This is a genomic window from Undibacterium sp. KW1 (genome assembly GCF_009937955.1).
In the GTDB taxonomy this organism is placed as follows: domain Bacteria; phylum Pseudomonadota; class Gammaproteobacteria; order Burkholderiales; family Burkholderiaceae_D; genus Undibacterium.
In genome coordinates this window covers 1,422,052-1,437,736 of the sequence record NZ_AP018439.1, presented here as the reverse complement: position 1 = coordinate 1,437,736, position 15,685 = coordinate 1,422,052, and the positions used below count along the sequence as shown (strand labels likewise).

The 15,685-nt window shown below is 52.5% G+C and carries 9 protein-coding genes; 5 read left to right on the top strand and 4 right to left on the bottom strand.

Going from position 1 to position 15,685, the window contains the following annotated elements:
* The first annotated feature begins 3 nt into the window (after window positions 1-3).
* Window positions 4-645, top strand: coding sequence for a LysE family translocator (locus UNDKW_RS06385; protein ID WP_162058025.1), 642 nt, complete (start codon window positions 4-6; stop codon window positions 643-645).
* A gap of 20 nt (window positions 646-665) precedes the next feature.
* Here UNDKW_RS06385 and UNDKW_RS06380 read toward each other — a convergent pair whose 3' ends face one another.
* From UNDKW_RS06380 to nirB, 4 genes are all read right to left on the bottom strand, one after another.
* Complete coding sequence (locus UNDKW_RS06380) at window positions 666-1,136, bottom strand: GNAT family N-acetyltransferase (protein WP_162058024.1); 471 nt, start codon at window positions 1,134-1,136, stop codon at window positions 666-668.
* Between the two features lie 4 nt (window positions 1,137-1,140).
* Window positions 1,141-3,903, bottom strand: a complete 2,763-nt coding sequence (locus UNDKW_RS06375; RefSeq protein ID WP_162058023.1) for a nitrate reductase — start codon at window positions 3,901-3,903, stop codon at window positions 1,141-1,143.
* Window positions 3,904-3,966: 63 nt separating this feature from the next.
* Window positions 3,967-4,311 carry a nitrite reductase small subunit NirD gene (nirD, locus tag UNDKW_RS06370; RefSeq protein ID WP_162058022.1) on the bottom strand — a complete coding sequence of 115 codons (345 nt, stop codon included), beginning with the start codon at window positions 4,309-4,311 and terminating at the stop codon, window positions 3,967-3,969.
* Between the two features lie 24 nt (window positions 4,312-4,335).
* A complete protein-coding gene (gene nirB, locus UNDKW_RS06365) occupies window positions 4,336-6,765 on the bottom strand; it encodes a nitrite reductase large subunit NirB (RefSeq protein ID WP_162040289.1) in 2,430 nt (809 codons plus the stop codon).
* A gap of 371 nt (window positions 6,766-7,136) precedes the next feature.
* Between nirB and UNDKW_RS06360 the strand changes: the two genes are divergently transcribed.
* The 4 genes from UNDKW_RS06360 (at window position 7,137) to UNDKW_RS06345 (ending at window position 15,681) form a co-directional block, all read left to right on the top strand.
* Complete coding sequence (locus UNDKW_RS06360) at window positions 7,137-8,351, top strand: NarK/NasA family nitrate transporter (RefSeq protein WP_162058021.1); 1,215 nt, start codon at window positions 7,137-7,139, stop codon at window positions 8,349-8,351.
* A gap of 10 nt (window positions 8,352-8,361) precedes the next feature.
* Window positions 8,362-10,074, top strand: coding sequence for a bifunctional protein-serine/threonine kinase/phosphatase (locus tag UNDKW_RS06355; protein WP_162058020.1), 1,713 nt, complete (start codon window positions 8,362-8,364; stop codon window positions 10,072-10,074).
* 124 nt (window positions 10,075-10,198) lie between these two features.
* Entirely contained in the window at window positions 10,199-12,316 is a 2,118-nt protein-coding gene (locus tag UNDKW_RS06350) for a bifunctional diguanylate cyclase/phosphodiesterase (protein WP_162058019.1), read from the top strand.
* A gap of 8 nt (window positions 12,317-12,324) precedes the next feature.
* Entirely contained in the window at window positions 12,325-15,681 is a 3,357-nt protein-coding gene (locus UNDKW_RS06345; protein ID WP_162058018.1) for a PAS domain S-box protein, read from the top strand.
* The last annotated feature ends 4 nt before the right edge of the window (window positions 15,682-15,685 follow it).

Genomic DNA, 15,685 nt, shown 5'->3' with positions numbered 1-15,685 from the left:
GCCATGCAAACCCAAACCCTGCTTGCCTTCACTGCCATCGCCAGCCTCGCGATACTCAGCCCTGGCCCAGCCACCTTGCTGTCTTTAAAAAACGGTGCGAGTTATGGCACACGTGCGGTCATGTGGTCAGCCTTTGGCAATGTATGCGGCATCTTTTGCCTTTCTACTACCGCATTTTTAGGCTTGGGCGCTTTGCTGAATTCATCTGCCATGCTGTTTGCAGCCGTCAAGATCATTGGTGCACTTTACCTGTTCTATATCGGTGCCAAGCAGTTATTTGGAAAAAGCAGTGCATTGACGCACGATGCGCAGAACGGCCAGGCAGATAGCAGGCCTCGTCCGCGTAAATTATTTTCTGAAGCTTTTTTGACAGCAGCCACCAATCCCAAGGCCCTGATGTTTTTTACGGCGCTATTCCCGCACTTCATCACACCGGGTGAAGCTTTGGCACCGCAGTTTTTTGCGTTGATGGCGATTTTCATGGGGCTGTCTTACCTGACCCACCTGATGTATGCGCAACTGGCTGCGCGTGCCATGCATGTGCTGGTCAAACCACGTTTTGTGAAATGGATTAACCGCGTCGTTGGTGCGGCCTTCATTACCTTCGGGACGATGTTGCTCAGTTTGCGCAGGCAGACCGCCTGAAGGTCTGAAGACCTGAGAATTCAGGCAGATAAAATCTTTTCCATGAAGACGCTCAAAGGGTCTTCTTCATATTGACCAAAAGCAGCTCGTTCGGCATAACCGAGACGAAAATAAAGGCCCAGCGCCTCGGGCTGCCTGATACCGGTTTCCAATCGGACTACACGTATATCCTGATCCAGCAAATGATCTTCCAGCGCCCGCATGACGTGCTTGGACAAACCTCTTCCTCGAAATTCATCAGGTACAAACACGCGCTTGATTTCACCATAACTTAACTGCTCATCGTCATCAAACAGGATAGTGACAGCACCACAGGCAGCCAGTTGTCCGTCCATGTAACAACCGAGAAAAATCACATTATCTTGCCGCAATGCGTCCACGCTGAGCATGTGATTACTCTCGGCTGGATATAGTGCAGCCATGTAAGCATCAGACATGGCAATCAGTCTGCCTGCGGCTTCTGAAGCCGGATCGACTCTTTCTATCATCATGTTTTTATGCGACTTTTTCCTGCATATTAAAACTAATCATCTTCTTGAGTTCCGGCACACAAGAGCCACAATTCGTGCCGCATTTAAGCTTGCCCTGCAAGCCAGCCAGAATATCGGCAGGCAAACCATCCATATCTGCAAGTGTCTTATTGATTTCAGTATCAGTCACATTCAGGCAACTGCACACTACTTTTCCACGTGCGGCAAAACCCTGCGGCGCCGTCGTGCTTGGCATCAGCAGGAGACGTCCCAGTCTAGCGACTGGTTCCTGCGCCTGCAGGAAGTCCTTGAGCCAACTCTCGGCAGACACATCGCCAGCCAGTGCCACGGCAGCCAGGCTACCTTCATTCACCAGGATATGGCGCGAAACACTGCGGCGCTTGTCGTCATAGCGCAAGACGTCCGCGCCCACTATGCCAAAAATCATTTCGATTTTTTCCAGAACTTCAGTTGCCACCGCTTCTTCATTCGCAGCACGGAAGATCACACCCACCTTGTCGCGACCAAATGGTGTGCAGGATGCATAGGCAAACTCGCGCATATAAGGGCGCAAGGCTGCTTGTACGCTATAGGCTTCTTCGCTATCCAGCCACGCGAATACAACGAAGCGCCAGGGTAATTCTGCTTTCAGAATCTTGACGGCAGCGGCTTTCAATTCAGGTTGTTTAGAGCTGGGATCAATTGCAGGTGAGGTCAGGGCATTCACACCATAGCTCGCATTGCTGGCATGACCACGGCCAGATACATATTCTTCCCCCCAGTGCATGGCGATGAAAACCTGGCCCGCACGCTGCTCATCACTTTCAACTACCGGCAAAATGACAGTGCCACGGCGACTACTGACGTGCACCAGATCACCCGCTTTGAGGAAGCGTCTTTGCATGTCAGTCGCCTCCATGCAAAGGCCAGGCTCTGCCACGTGGGCAAACAACTGCGCCACAGTACCGGTGCGGCTCATGCCGTGCCATTGATCGCGCAGGCGTCCGGTATTCAAGGAAAATGGATAGCGTGCATCAACTGCATCCATGACAGGCTGATACACAGTATTGATGAAACGTGCACGGCCATTGGCTGTAGGGAAGATACCGTCTTCATACAGGCGCTGTTTGCCAGTGCTGGCACCAGCCGGATAAGGCCATTGCTGCGGCCCCTGCTGCTCCAGTATGGCGTAAGACAAGCCGGTGATATCCAGGTCACGGCCACGGGTGCTGTCGCGGTGCTCGTTCCAGACTTGTTCGTCGCTGTCGTACTTGAAGTTTGCTGGCGACTTGCCGAGCAAAGGAGCCAGGACCTGTGCAAACTGGCTGGCGATTTGCCAATCGTGTCTTGCTTCGCCAGGTGCGGGTATGACGGGGCGCACGCGGGATATGCGGCGTTCTGAATTGGTAACGGTGCCTGTCTTCTCGGCCCAGGTACTGGCGGGTAAAAGTATGTCGGCATAAGGCACGGTGGCCGTGCTGGAGTATGCTTCCTGCACAATCACCAGCTCGGCTTTTTGCAGGGCTTCGCGTATCAGGTTTTGCTCGGGCATGGATTGCGCGGGATTGGTGCAGACTATCCAGATAATCCTGATTTCACCCTGTCTTACTGCTTCAAACATCTCCACGGCGGTTTTTCCCGGTGTGGCAGGTACATCGTCCACGCCCCAATAGGCGGCAATTTCTGCGCGATGTTCAGCATTGGCAAGGTCACGGTGACCCGACATCAAGTTGGCCATGCCACCAACTTCACGCCCACCCATGGCGTTTGGCTGACCAGTCAGGGAAAACGGCCCGGCGCCCGGTTTGCCAATTTGATGGGTAGCCAGATGCAAATTGATCAGTGCCGCATTTTTTGCAGTACCGGCAGATGATTGATTCAGCCCCTGGCAATACAGCGACAGGCTGGCTTTGGACTGGCCAAACCAGCGTGCCGCCTGCACCAGGTCAGCTTCCTTGATGCCGCAGGTCTTGGCGACAGCTGCTGGCGTGTAGTCACGCACGGTTTGCTTGAGTTCGGCAAAGCCTTCGGTATGTTCCTGGATATAGGCCAGATCGATTAAATCTTCCCACAGGCACAGATGCAACATGCCATTGAACAGGGCGACATCGGTACCTGGCAAGATAGGCAGGAACAAATCTGCTTCACGCGCAGTATCTGTACGACGTGGATCTGCGACTATCACTTTCAGGTTTGGATTTTTTTCCCTGGCCTGTTCGAGGCGGCGATACAAAATAGGATGTGCGTAAGCCGTGTTGGAGCCGACGATGAAAATAACTTCTGCGAGGTCAATATCTTCATAACAGGCAGGCGGCGCATCCGCACCCAGGGTCTGCTTGTAACCAGCAACCGCGCTTGACATGCACAGGCGCGAATTGCTGTCTATGTTATTGGTGCCTATCAAGCCCTTGGCGAGTTTGTTGAAGACGTAATAGTCTTCCGTCAGCAACTGACCAGAAATATAAAATGCCACGCTGTCTGGGCCATGCGTCTTGATGGTGTTTGCAAACTTGCCCGCCATGCTGGCAATGACGGTATCCCAGTCACTGCGCTGACGTAGCTCTTCACGCATTAGCGGATCACGCATTTCAGGATACAGCGCCCTGACCTGTTGCTGTATTTTTGCATCTGCAGACAGATGCAAAGTGCTGCCCTTGCTACACAGGCGGCCAAAATTGGCCGGATGTTCGGTGTCGCCACGTACACCCAGCACTTGCCTGCCATCGCTTTCAATTACTACACCGCAACCAACGCCGCAATAACAACAGGTAGATTTGGTTTCAGTCATACATGCCTTTAAGTGCACGCTGCATCACATACTATGCATAGTATGTGATGCAGCGCATTTTTTCTATACCTCTATTGCGAGTGTACGTAACTCATTTGCATCCAGATAGACCTGATCTGCATCCACTTTCAGACTGAATTTTTGGGTACAGCCTTCATCTGGAGAAATCGCGCAACCTGTGGGCAATTCTATGTTCCAGTTATGCAAGGGGCAGGCTACTCTTTGGCCAAAGACTATACCTTGTGACAAAGGACCGCCTTTGTGCGGGCATTTATCCAGCAGAGCAAAGACCTTGTTTTCTGTATTTCTGAAGATGGCGACATCCGGTTTGGCGGCACGCGCAACCACGCGTGCACCCAATACGGGAATATCTTCAACACGACAAATAACTTGCCATTCCTGACTCATGTTTTTTCCTCTCAAAAAATGGCGTTATGCTGGCAAGCGTTCGAACTGACGCGTATCGACCTGGGCTTTTTCTGGTTCATGCCAAGGATCAGACTCGCCTTCCAGTGCAAACAGCAAACGTTGATACAGGTCTTTGCGGCGCTCGTGGTCTTCCAATATGATTTTCTTCACATAATCAAGGCCGACACGGGCGAGGTAATGCACGGTGCGTTCCAGATACCAGCCTTCTTCACGGTATAACTGCAAGAAAGCACCGGTATATTCCATGACTTCTTCATGGGTTTTCAGCTTGACCAGGAATTGCGCGACTTCGGTTTTGATACCGCCATTGCCACCGACATAAATTTCCCACCCAGAATCAACACCGATGACACCAACGTCCTTGATACCGGCCTCTGCACAATTGCGCGGGCAACCTGAGACAGCCAGCTTGACCTTGTGCGGCGAATACATGCGTGCCAGTTCGCGTTCCAGTTGTTGACCCATGAGTGTGGAATTTTGCGTACCAAAACGGCACCACTCACTGCCCACGCAAGTTTTTACTGTACGTAAACCCTTGGCATAAGCCAGGCCAGATGGCATGCCCAGGTCTTGCCATACGGCGCGCAAATCTTCTTTCTTCACACCCAGCAAGTCAATACGCTGGCCACCGGTGACTTTGACAGTTGGAATTTTGAACTTATCAACAACGTCCGCAATCCTGCGCAATTCGCTGGCATTGGTTTCACCACCCCACATACGCGGGATGACGGAATAAGTACCATCCTTCTGAATATTCGCATGCGAGCGCTCATTGATGAAACGTGATTGCGGATCATCCTTGGCTTCACGTGGCCATGTAGAAATCAAATAGTAGTTGATGGCCGGGCGACAACTGGAGCAACCATTAGGTGTGCGCCATTCCATGAATTCCTGCACGCCAGAGACCGTCAGCAGCTTATTGGCCTTGATCGCATCGCGCACTTGCTGATGGCTATGATCAGTACAAGCACACATGGGTTTGACTTTAGACGCCGTTGAATAATCACCCCCAGCGGTGAACATGATGATCTGCTCTACCAGCCCGGTACATGAACCGCAGGAAGCTGAAGCCTTGGTATGCTTGCGCACATCATCCAACGTGAACAGACCTTTTTCCTTGATGGCCTTGACGATAGTGCCTTTGCAGACACCGTTACAACCGCAGACCTCGGCTTCGTCCGGCATGGCCGCTGCCTTGGTGTGTCCTTCATGACCAACGTCGCCAGTATTCGATTCACCAAACATCAATGAGTCACGGATTTCAGAAATATTCTTGCCTTCACGCAGTAGTTTGAAATACCAGCTGCCATCGACAGTATCGCCATATAAACAGGCACCAATCAGCTTGTCATCCTTGACGACAAGCTTCTTGTAAACACCACCTATGGGGTCAGACAAAATAATCTCTTCAGTGTCTTTACCCCCCATGAATTCACCGGCAGAAAACAGGTCTATGCCCGTCACTTTCAGTTTGGTGGATGTGACTGAACCCTGGTAACGGCCTATCCCAAAATTGGCCAGGTGATTGGCGCAGACCTTGGCCATTTCGAACAAAGGGGCAACCAGGCCATATACCGTGCCGCGATGATTGACGCATTCACCAACAGAGTAAATGCGCGGGTCATAAGTCTGCATGGTGTCATTGACGATGATGCCACGATTACAATACAGGCCAGCAGATTCTGCCAGTGCAGTATTGGGGCGTATGCCAACTGCCATGACGATCAGTTGTGCGGGAATTTCCAGGCCATCAGTAAAGCGTATGGCTTTGACGTGACCAGCATCATCACCTATGATCGCTTCAGTATTTTTTTCGAGCAGGAAGTTCAGGCCACGGTCTTCCAGCGATTTTTGCAGCATCTTGCCGGCAACAGGATCAAGCTGACGCTCCATGAGCCAGCCTGGCAGATGCACGACAGACACACTCATGCCGCGCATTTTCAAGCCATTGGCGGCTTCCAGACCCAGCAGGCCACCACCGATAACGACAGCGTGCGTATGCTTTTCTGCCGCCTCTATCATGGTATTGGTGTCGTAAATATCGCGATAGGCAATCACGCCCTTGAGATCCTTGCCAGGCACGGGCAGCATGAAAGGTGTAGAGCCGGTGGCCAGCAGCAGACGGTCGTACTCAGTCTGGGTACCATCTTCAGCAATCACGATGCGCTTGTGGCGATCTATTTTGGTGATTTTTTTTCCGAGGTGCAGCGTGATATTATTTTCTTCATACCAGTCGACATCATTAAGCATGATGTCTTTGATGGTTTGCTCGCCTGCCAGTACAGGTGATAGCAGGATACGGTTGTAATTGGCATAAGGTTCTGCACCAAATACGGTAATGTCATACAGGTCGGGCGCGATCTTGATTAATTCTTCCAGGGTACGCACACCTGCCATACCATTCCCTACCATCACTAGCTTAAGTTTCTTCATGGCTGCTCCTTTGCTTGTCTCCCCAGACTCTAAGCAAGAGCAATGCCAGTTCATTTTTATCAGAGGGAAAGCCAGGCTGTTTTTATAAGCCTGCACCAATTTAACTGCGCATTAATATGGTTTTCACCAAGAAAAACGGAGGATTCCTCTGTTGATAGCAAAAGCAATGCCACTTATTGAAGCATGCACTCAAAATCCTCGCGGCACTCATACAAAACCCAGCCATTCCGGTGCATTGCACCATTTAATTCAGAGCACGCACAGTTTTTGCGCAGAAAGTTTTGTTTTCAATCATGAAATACGCGAATCATCTGCACATTTTGATGGCACGTCCCTTGCAAGTGGCATGCGTGTTCACTATTGGAGCGATCATGCAAAAAACTTCCTTCTGGAAAGCCGGGCACACGCCCACCTTATTGGCGTCTTTCTTTTATTTCGACCTGAGTTTCATGGTCTGGGTATTGTTGGGGCCACTCGCCATCCAGATTTCGAAAGACCTGGGCCTGACTGCTGCACAAAAAGGTCTGATCGTTGCTACGCCATTATTAGCTGGTGCGCTGTTGCGCATCGTCATGGGCGTATTGGTAGACCACCTGAAACCCAAGAAAGCCGGATTGATAGGGCAGATCGTCGTGCTGATAGGCTTATGCTGGGCATGGCTGGGTAATTTGCACACGTATGAACAGTTACTGTTTCTGGGCGTGATCCTGGGTGTCGCTGGTTCTGCCTTTGCCGTGGCATTGCCGCTGGCATCTCGCTGGTATCCGCCTGAGCATCAGGGTACTGCTCTGGGCATAGCAGGTGCTGGTAATTCTGGCACCGCTTTTGCAGCCCTGTTTGCTCCAGCATTGGCAATCGCCTTTGGCTGGCAAAATGTGTTTGGCCTGGCGCTGATACCCTTGTTCATCGCTTTGGCGGTTTACCTGATTTTCGCCAAGGATGCACCGGGTGATGCGCCTAGCAAATCATTGACTGAATACCTGGCCGTGCTGAAAGACAAAGACGCCTGGTGGTTCATGTTCTTTTACAGCGTGACCTTTGGTGGTTTCTCTGGCCTGGCCTCTTCCCTGACAATTTATTTCAATACGCAATATGGTTTAACGCCAGTGACAGCCGGTTACTTCACTGCTGCCTGTGTTTTTGCCGGTTCTCTGGTGCGCCCCATGGGTGGCCGTATTGCTGACCGCATAGGTGGCATCAAAACCCTGTCTGTCATGTACACCATCGCTTCTGCCTTCCTGTTCATTGCATCCATCGGTTTGCAATCTGCGCCTGCTGCGGTGTGTGTATTCGTGGTTGCCATGCTGGCTTTGGGCACGGGCAATGGTGCGGTATTCCAGCTGGTGCCGCAGCGTTTCCGTAAGGAGATGGGTGTCATGACTGGCCTGGTGGGCATGGCTGGTGGCATAGGTGGTTTTTACCTTGCAGCCAGCATGGGTTATTCACGCCAGATCACCGGCAGTTATCAAATAGGCCTGTCGATTTTCGCCAGCCTCGCCATCATCGCCTTGCTGGGTTTATCATTGGTCAAGAAACGCTGGCGCACGACCTGGGGCTCTGCCGCCATGACTACAGCAAAAATTTAATCAATTACATATGCCACTGACAGTCAGCACTGGACATCACAGCGTCGCTGGCATACGTCCGCGTAATGAAGACTTTGTCGGCATGGTCACGCCAGGCGAACCTGAGCTATCCTGCAAGGGCATGGTGTTGGCTGTAGCCGACGGCGTCTCTGGCAATGAAGGCGGGCGCGAAGCGGCTGAATATGTAGTACGTGGCCTGCTCACTGATTACTATGCAACGCCTGACACCTGGGAAGTAACGACTGCACTCGACAAGGTGCTGGTCGCCATGAATAGCTGGGTGCAGCAGCAAGGCTCGGTCCGGCGTGAGCTGGCAGGCATGGCCACCACCATGACTTCACTGGTCTTGCGCGGACGCATGTATTACAGTGCCCATGTCGGCGACACCCGCTGTTACCTGTTGCGTGACGGTGCCTTGCAAAAACTGACCCAGGATCATGTCTGGGACAGACCGGAGATGCAACATGTGCTGACCCGTGCCATAGGCCTGGACAACCACCTCGTCATCGATCATGGCATGGGTGAGCTGCGTGTCAATGATGTCTTTTTGCTGGCCTGTGATGGTATCTGGGCCAGTCTGACAGAATATGATCTGACAGATTTTTTGAAGCAGGTCAGCACCGGTAAGTTGGACAGTGAAGCTGCATGCGAAGTGCTATGCACAGCCGCATTGAAAGCGGGGTCGCAAGACAACTGCAGTGCGGTGATAGCACGCATAGACAGCTTACCAGAAGGCGAGTTGCGCGATGCCATCAGCGAGCTGCACGCCCTGCCCGTGCCACCGCGCATGAAGCCCGGCCAGACTCTCGATGGCTATGCGATAGAAGAAGTCATGCATACCTCACCGACGACGATACTGTACCGCGTCAGCGATACCTCTCATCACCGGCAACTGGTGTTAAAAACCCTGCACCCAGACAAGGCCAACGATACACAGGAGCGCTCAGCCTTTGCGCATGAAGCATGGCTGGCCAAGCGCGTGGTAGCACGTTTTTTCCCTCAGGTCATAACACCCGACCAAAGAAACTACCTGTACTATCTCTCAACCTGGCATGCCGGTGCATCCCTGCAACAAAGGCTGGAGGCCGGGCAGCATTTCACGATACCGGAAGCAGTTGCCTATGGTGGCAAGCTGGTACGCGCCATCGGTGCGCTGCACAGGCGCAGCATCTTGCACAGGGATATCAAGCCCGCCAATGTGCATCTCGGGGACGATGATGAAATCCGCATTCTTGACCTTGGTGTCGCACAATCCGGCTTTGACAGCCAGGATGGCCAGGGCAATGCCAGTCACAGCATGGCAGGCACACCTTCATTTTTGGCACCTGAACAATTCCAGGGTGCAGCACCATCCCGCGCCACTGATCTGTATGCCACCGGTGTCACACTTTACTATTTGCTGACACGCCACTATCCCTATGGCGAAATCGAACCTTTCCAGCGTCCCAAGTTTGCTGAGCCAGCATCGCCGGGGCGCTACCGCCCGGATTTGCCACACTGGCTGGAAAACGTCTTGCTCAAAGCCGTGGCACGTGACGAGGCTGAACGTTTTGAAACCGCAGAAGAATTTTTACTGGCACTGGAACGCGGTGCCGCCCATCCCCTGCCCACCCCGCAAGCCAAACCCCTGGCCCAGCGCGACCCGCTGGCCACCTGGCGCATGCTGGCAGTATTGTCCATCGTCGCCAATGTCTTGATGTTGTATATACTGATCGCCCGCTGATCCCTGCACAATAGTATTGCCCTCGCTGTTAATAGTGCATTAACATAAGCCTCTAGTGGCAGGCGCTTGTGTGCCGGCTGCGTTTTACCAGACTAAGACTCAAGACTATATTGCGGCCATATTTATGTCGAACAGCTTTCATCGCCTGATCCAGCTCCTGCGCTTGCGCCGCATAGGCATGCGGCTGGCATTGAGCTATGCTTTGTTGCTTATACTGTTCAGTATCGTCTTGCTATTGCCAATTTCACAAATCCGCAACATGACTGCGCGTAATGAGCAATTTGCCCGCAAAGAGGTGCAAAGCCTCCTGTATGTGCAAGAACTCAGCGTAGCGACAGAAAACGTCGGCAGGGCCTTGCTGCAATTCCTGACAGTTCCTTATGAACAACGGGTACCTGAATACACCATCGTCGATGAAAAAAATCGTCGCATAGATCAGCTCATCAGCGATCTCGAAGCCAGCCTCAGTGACGACGGGCAATTAAACAGCCTCAAACTGCTCAAGCAAAAGCGCGCAATTTATCAGCAACATTATCTTGATACTGTCAATCAGCTCGAAGATGAAGGGCAGGATGCGGCCAAGACCAGCTTTAGTACGCGCGTCAAACCGGCACTCGATGCCCTGCTCGAACAGTCCAAAATTTTTCTCAAGCGTGAGCAGGAATTAATCCAGGACCATCAGGCAGAGGCGCAACTGGAACTGGAAAAAACCGGCACCATGGTCGCCATGCTGTCTGTCTTTGGCGTCATCCTGGCTGCCTTGCTGGCATGGCTGACCACCCGCAGCGTAGTCAGGCCATTGGCAAGGCTGGAAACCAGCGCCCTGCAAATTGCCAAAGGTGATTACCAGACCCGTTTTATTCCCAGCAAAACCGAAGAAGTGGCGCGCGTAGGCGAAGCCCTCAATACCATGGCAGAGGCCATAAGCATACGCGAACAAACTGTCGAGCGCCTGGCTTACTACGACAGCCTGACTGGCCTGCCCAACCGCACCCTGTTGCTCAAGACGCATGAAGGCCAGGGCTTGCCATATCAGGGCTTTATCCTCATGGATCTGGCACGGCTGAAGGTCATCAATGAAACTCTGGGGTTTGATACGGGCGACACCGTCATCTCGGATGTGGCCTTGCGTCTTAAAACCGTCATCAGTCAGGACACCGCCATACAAAAACCCTGGCTGGCAAGACTGGCTGGCGGCGCCTTCGCGATACTCTGCCATGACAGTTCCAAAGCTGCGGTAGAAGACCTGCATCAGCGCATAGATGCAGCCATGGCCGATCCGGTCAAATGTGGTCAGCATTCTGTCGATGTCAGCCTGGTGTATGGTTTTGCCATCACCACAGCCACACCTCTACCCTTGATGACCCTGATACGTAATGCCGAGGTTGCCCTGTATGCCGCCAAACGCAGCGCCAGTTCATCGGCCTGGTATACCGATGCGCAGGAAGCTTCGCGCCTGACCCATCTTAGCCTCTTATCTGATTTGCGCTCTGCCGTCCGGGAGTCAGAACTGCAAATGTGGCTGCAACCCAAGCTCTACCTGGCAACAGGCAAGGCTTATGGTTTTGAAGCCCTGGTACGCTGGCAACATCCGGTGCGTGGTTTTATCTCCCCCGCAGAATTTGTTCCGTTTGCCGAACGTACCGGTTATATCAGCATGCTCACCATGTGGATGCTGGAACAAGCCATCGTTACGCTCAAAAACTGGCAAGACAAATATCCTGGCCAGACCATCGCTGTTAATGTCAGCACCCATGATTTGCGCGACGCCAGCTTCCCGGATCAAATAGCCGCACTGTTGCGTCAATATGAGCTCAATCCAAAATTGCTGAAGCTCGAGATTACCGAGAGCGGCATCATGGAGGACCCCGGCAGTACCATAGAGTTGCTGAACCGCCTGCGCGCCATCGGTCTGGATTTATCCATTGATGATTTTGGTACCGGCTATTCTTCCCTGTCTTACCTGCAACGCCTGCCTGTCAGTGAGCTCAAGATAGACCGTAGCTTTGTCATTGACATCGACCAGTTGCCCGCAACTCAGGGGCTGGTCAAAGCCATTATAGAAATGGGCCATGGCCTGGGCCTGAGCGTGATAGCCGAAGGCATAGAAACAGCAGCCGAGCGGGAATGCCTGCGCCAGCTTGGTTGTGATTCCATGCAAGGTTATTTTGCCAGCAAACCATTGTATGGCGATAATCTGCAAAAATGGCTGGACGCTCTGGCCAACCACGCTGGCGATTGACCGACACTATGCAAGCACCTGATTTTCCTGTCGATGAGATATTGCGCCTGCAAACCCTGCAAGCCTGCGCCATACTGGACACACCACCAGAAGAACGTTTTGACCGGCTGACGCGGCTGGCGAGCCATTTGTTCAAGACACCGATTGCTCTGGTTTCCCTCATCGATAGCGACCGTCAATGGTTCAAGTCAAAACAGGGTCTGGATGTCAGCGAGACGGCGCGAGATATTTCTTTCTGCGGTCATGCGATACTCAAGCCGGATATTCTGTATGTCGCCGATGCCAGCCAGGATGCGCGTTTCAGCGACAATCCTCTGGTCAGCGATGACCCCAATATACGCTTTTATGCTGGCGCGCCTTTGCGTGCACGCAATGGCCAAAGCCTGGGTACCCTCTGCATCATCGACACCAAACCGCGCATACTTAGTGCAGAAGACCTGGCTGCCCTGCGTGACCTGGCTGATTGTGTAGAGAGTGAATTTGCTCGCGAAGAACAGCAAAGGCAATTGCATGCCTTGCTATCGCTGACTGCCATCACCGCCCTGTCGCACCAAAACCCTGAAGCAGCCTTGCAACAAACCCTTGCCATGGCCTGCGATTATCTCGGCATGAGCTGTGGCCAGATCAGCCGAATACAAGCCGGCGGCAAAGCCCGCCTGGTCTGCCAGTCCGGGGATTCGCTGCATCCAGAAATGGCGGCTGCACATTCGGCACCGCTGTGCATACTGCCAGAAGATGCACACAAGGGGCTCATTCATGCAGCAGACCTGGCACAAAGCAAGTACAGGAACGCCATACCAGCACAGATACAATGCCTGATAGGCCTGCGCCTGCATATCAATGCCAGGGATGATGCCGCACTGTGCATCTGGCATACCGAACCAAGGTCATTCCCGTTTTCAGAAGTAGAAACAGAATTTGTACGTCTGCTGGCTGACTGGATTACCGGTGTCATGAAAAGAGAGGAGCTGGACCGGCAATTGCAAAGGCAACGCGCACTCAGTGATGCCATCGCCATGGCACAAGCTCTATTCATCCGTGAAACCGACCAGGAAAAAGGCTTTGAATCACTGCTCGCAGCAATCTTGAAGCTGACAACCAGCGCCTATGGTTTTATCTGCGAAGTCAAGGATAATACCGTCAGCAACCCGGCCCTGAAAAGCATGATGCTGGCCTGGAATACTGCCACTCCGGGTATCTCCAGCACCACTCTGGATGCCGCAGACAGGGATATGGCCTGCATGCAATTAAAATCCAGATATGGCACGGCACTCAGGTCTGGGCAGCCCGTCATCGACAATGCGCTGGACGTCAATGCTCTTGACCAGGTATTCCCCGCACATTTCGATACCTTGCAATATTTCTTGTGCATACCTGTGCAATACGACGGTCAATTGATTGCCCTGGTTGGCATAGCCAACAAACCGGATGCCTATGATCAGCGGGAGGTTGAATTCCTCAATCCCCTGTTCAGCACACTCGGGCAGCTAATCAGTGCAGCCCGTGTTCAAAAACACCGGTTCGAAACGGAACGCCAACTCATCAACGTCATCAAGGGTACCAATATTGGTACCTGGGAATGCAATATCCTGACCGGCGAAACCATCTATAACGAACGCTGGGCTGAGATGCTGGGTTACACTCTAGCAGAACTCGAACCGACTACCGTTGATACCTGGCTTCGATTATGTCATCCGGATGATTTGAAGCTGACCAGTGACATGATAGAGCAGCACTTCAAGGGAGAAATTGAATATTTTGACCTGAAAAGCCGTATGCGCCACAAGGATGGCCACTGGATATGGATACATGACCGAGGCTGCGTTGTCAGTTGGGGGCCGAATGGTGAACCCCTGATCATGTCAGGCAGCCATGCCGACATCACCAAGCAAAAAGAAGCGGAAGCAGAACTCGAACACGCCTATGAACTACTGGAAAAATCCAATACTGCCGCCCGCATAGGCACCTGGGGCTTTGAAGTCAACTCCCGCAAGCTCCAATGGAGCAAGGTAACCCGGCAGATACATGAAGTAGATGAGGCATTTGAATGCAGTGTCGATAATGCCATTGCCTTTTACACAGGCGCACAAAGCCAGCAAGAAATCCGCGCGCTATTTGCCCGGGCCATCCGCGAAAACATGTCATTTGACGGCGAATTTTGCATTCGTACCGCCAGGGGTAATGACAGGTGGGTCCATGTGACTGGCTTCCCGCAATTTGAAAAGGGGGTATGCGTTCGCGTTTATGGCACTTTCCAGGACATTAGCGAAAGAAGAGTCGCCGCAGAAGACTTGCGTGATCAAGCCGCCCATACCAGTGCCGTTCTCGACAATGTGCTTGATGGCATCATCACTTTTGATGAGCAGCAAATCATCCTCAGTGTCAATAATGCCGCCGCTCATATTTTTGATTATGCGGCTGACGAATTACTGGGCCGCAGCATACGTCATATCATTCCCTATCCTGTGCAAGACGACATTACTGCACAAGCGCCAGAAACTGGCATACAAAGCATCATAGGCATAGGACGTGAAGTGGAAGCGCGTCGTCAGGATGGCAGCCTGTTCCCACTGGATTTGTCAGTATCCACGGTCACGCGCCTGGGGCAACCCCTGTTCATCGCCCTGATGCGCGATATTACCGAACGCAAACGTACCGAGACCATCAAGAATGAATTCATTTCCACGGTCAGCCATGAACTGCGCACGCCCCTGACCTCGATCTCAGGCGCGCTGGGCCTGATCTCTGGTGGCGTGTTTGGCAGTTATCCTGAACCCATGAAACAGATGATTGATGTTGCCAACAAAAATTGCCAGCGCCTGACCTTTCTCATCAACGACCTGCTGGACATGGAAAAACTCACTGCAGGCAAAATGGTATTCAGACTCGAAACCGTAGCGGTCCGTGACTTGCTGCAACAAGCAGTCGATGCCAACCAGACCTTTGGCACACAACGCGGGGTCAGCCTGCGTCTGGCAAGTCAGCTGCCTGACGTCAACATCACGGTTGATACTCAGCGCTTCATGCAAGTCTTGTCGAATCTGCTGTCGAATGCCATCAAGTATTCACCAGAAAATGATGTCGTCAATATCGAAGTAGAAAAGCGCACGAACAAACTGCCGCTCTTGCCTGCGCTACGTATCAGCGTCATCGATCACGGCATGGGCATACCGCATGAATTCCGCGACAGAATATTCCAGAAATTTGCCCAGGCAGATTCTTCCGACACCCGGCAAAACGGCGGCACCGGCCTGGGCCTGGCCATTACCCGCGAACTGGTAGAAAGAATGGGCGGCACCATAAGCTTTGAATCCATGCCAGGGCAAGCCACCAGGTTTTACATCGATTTACCCATTAATACCTAAATTT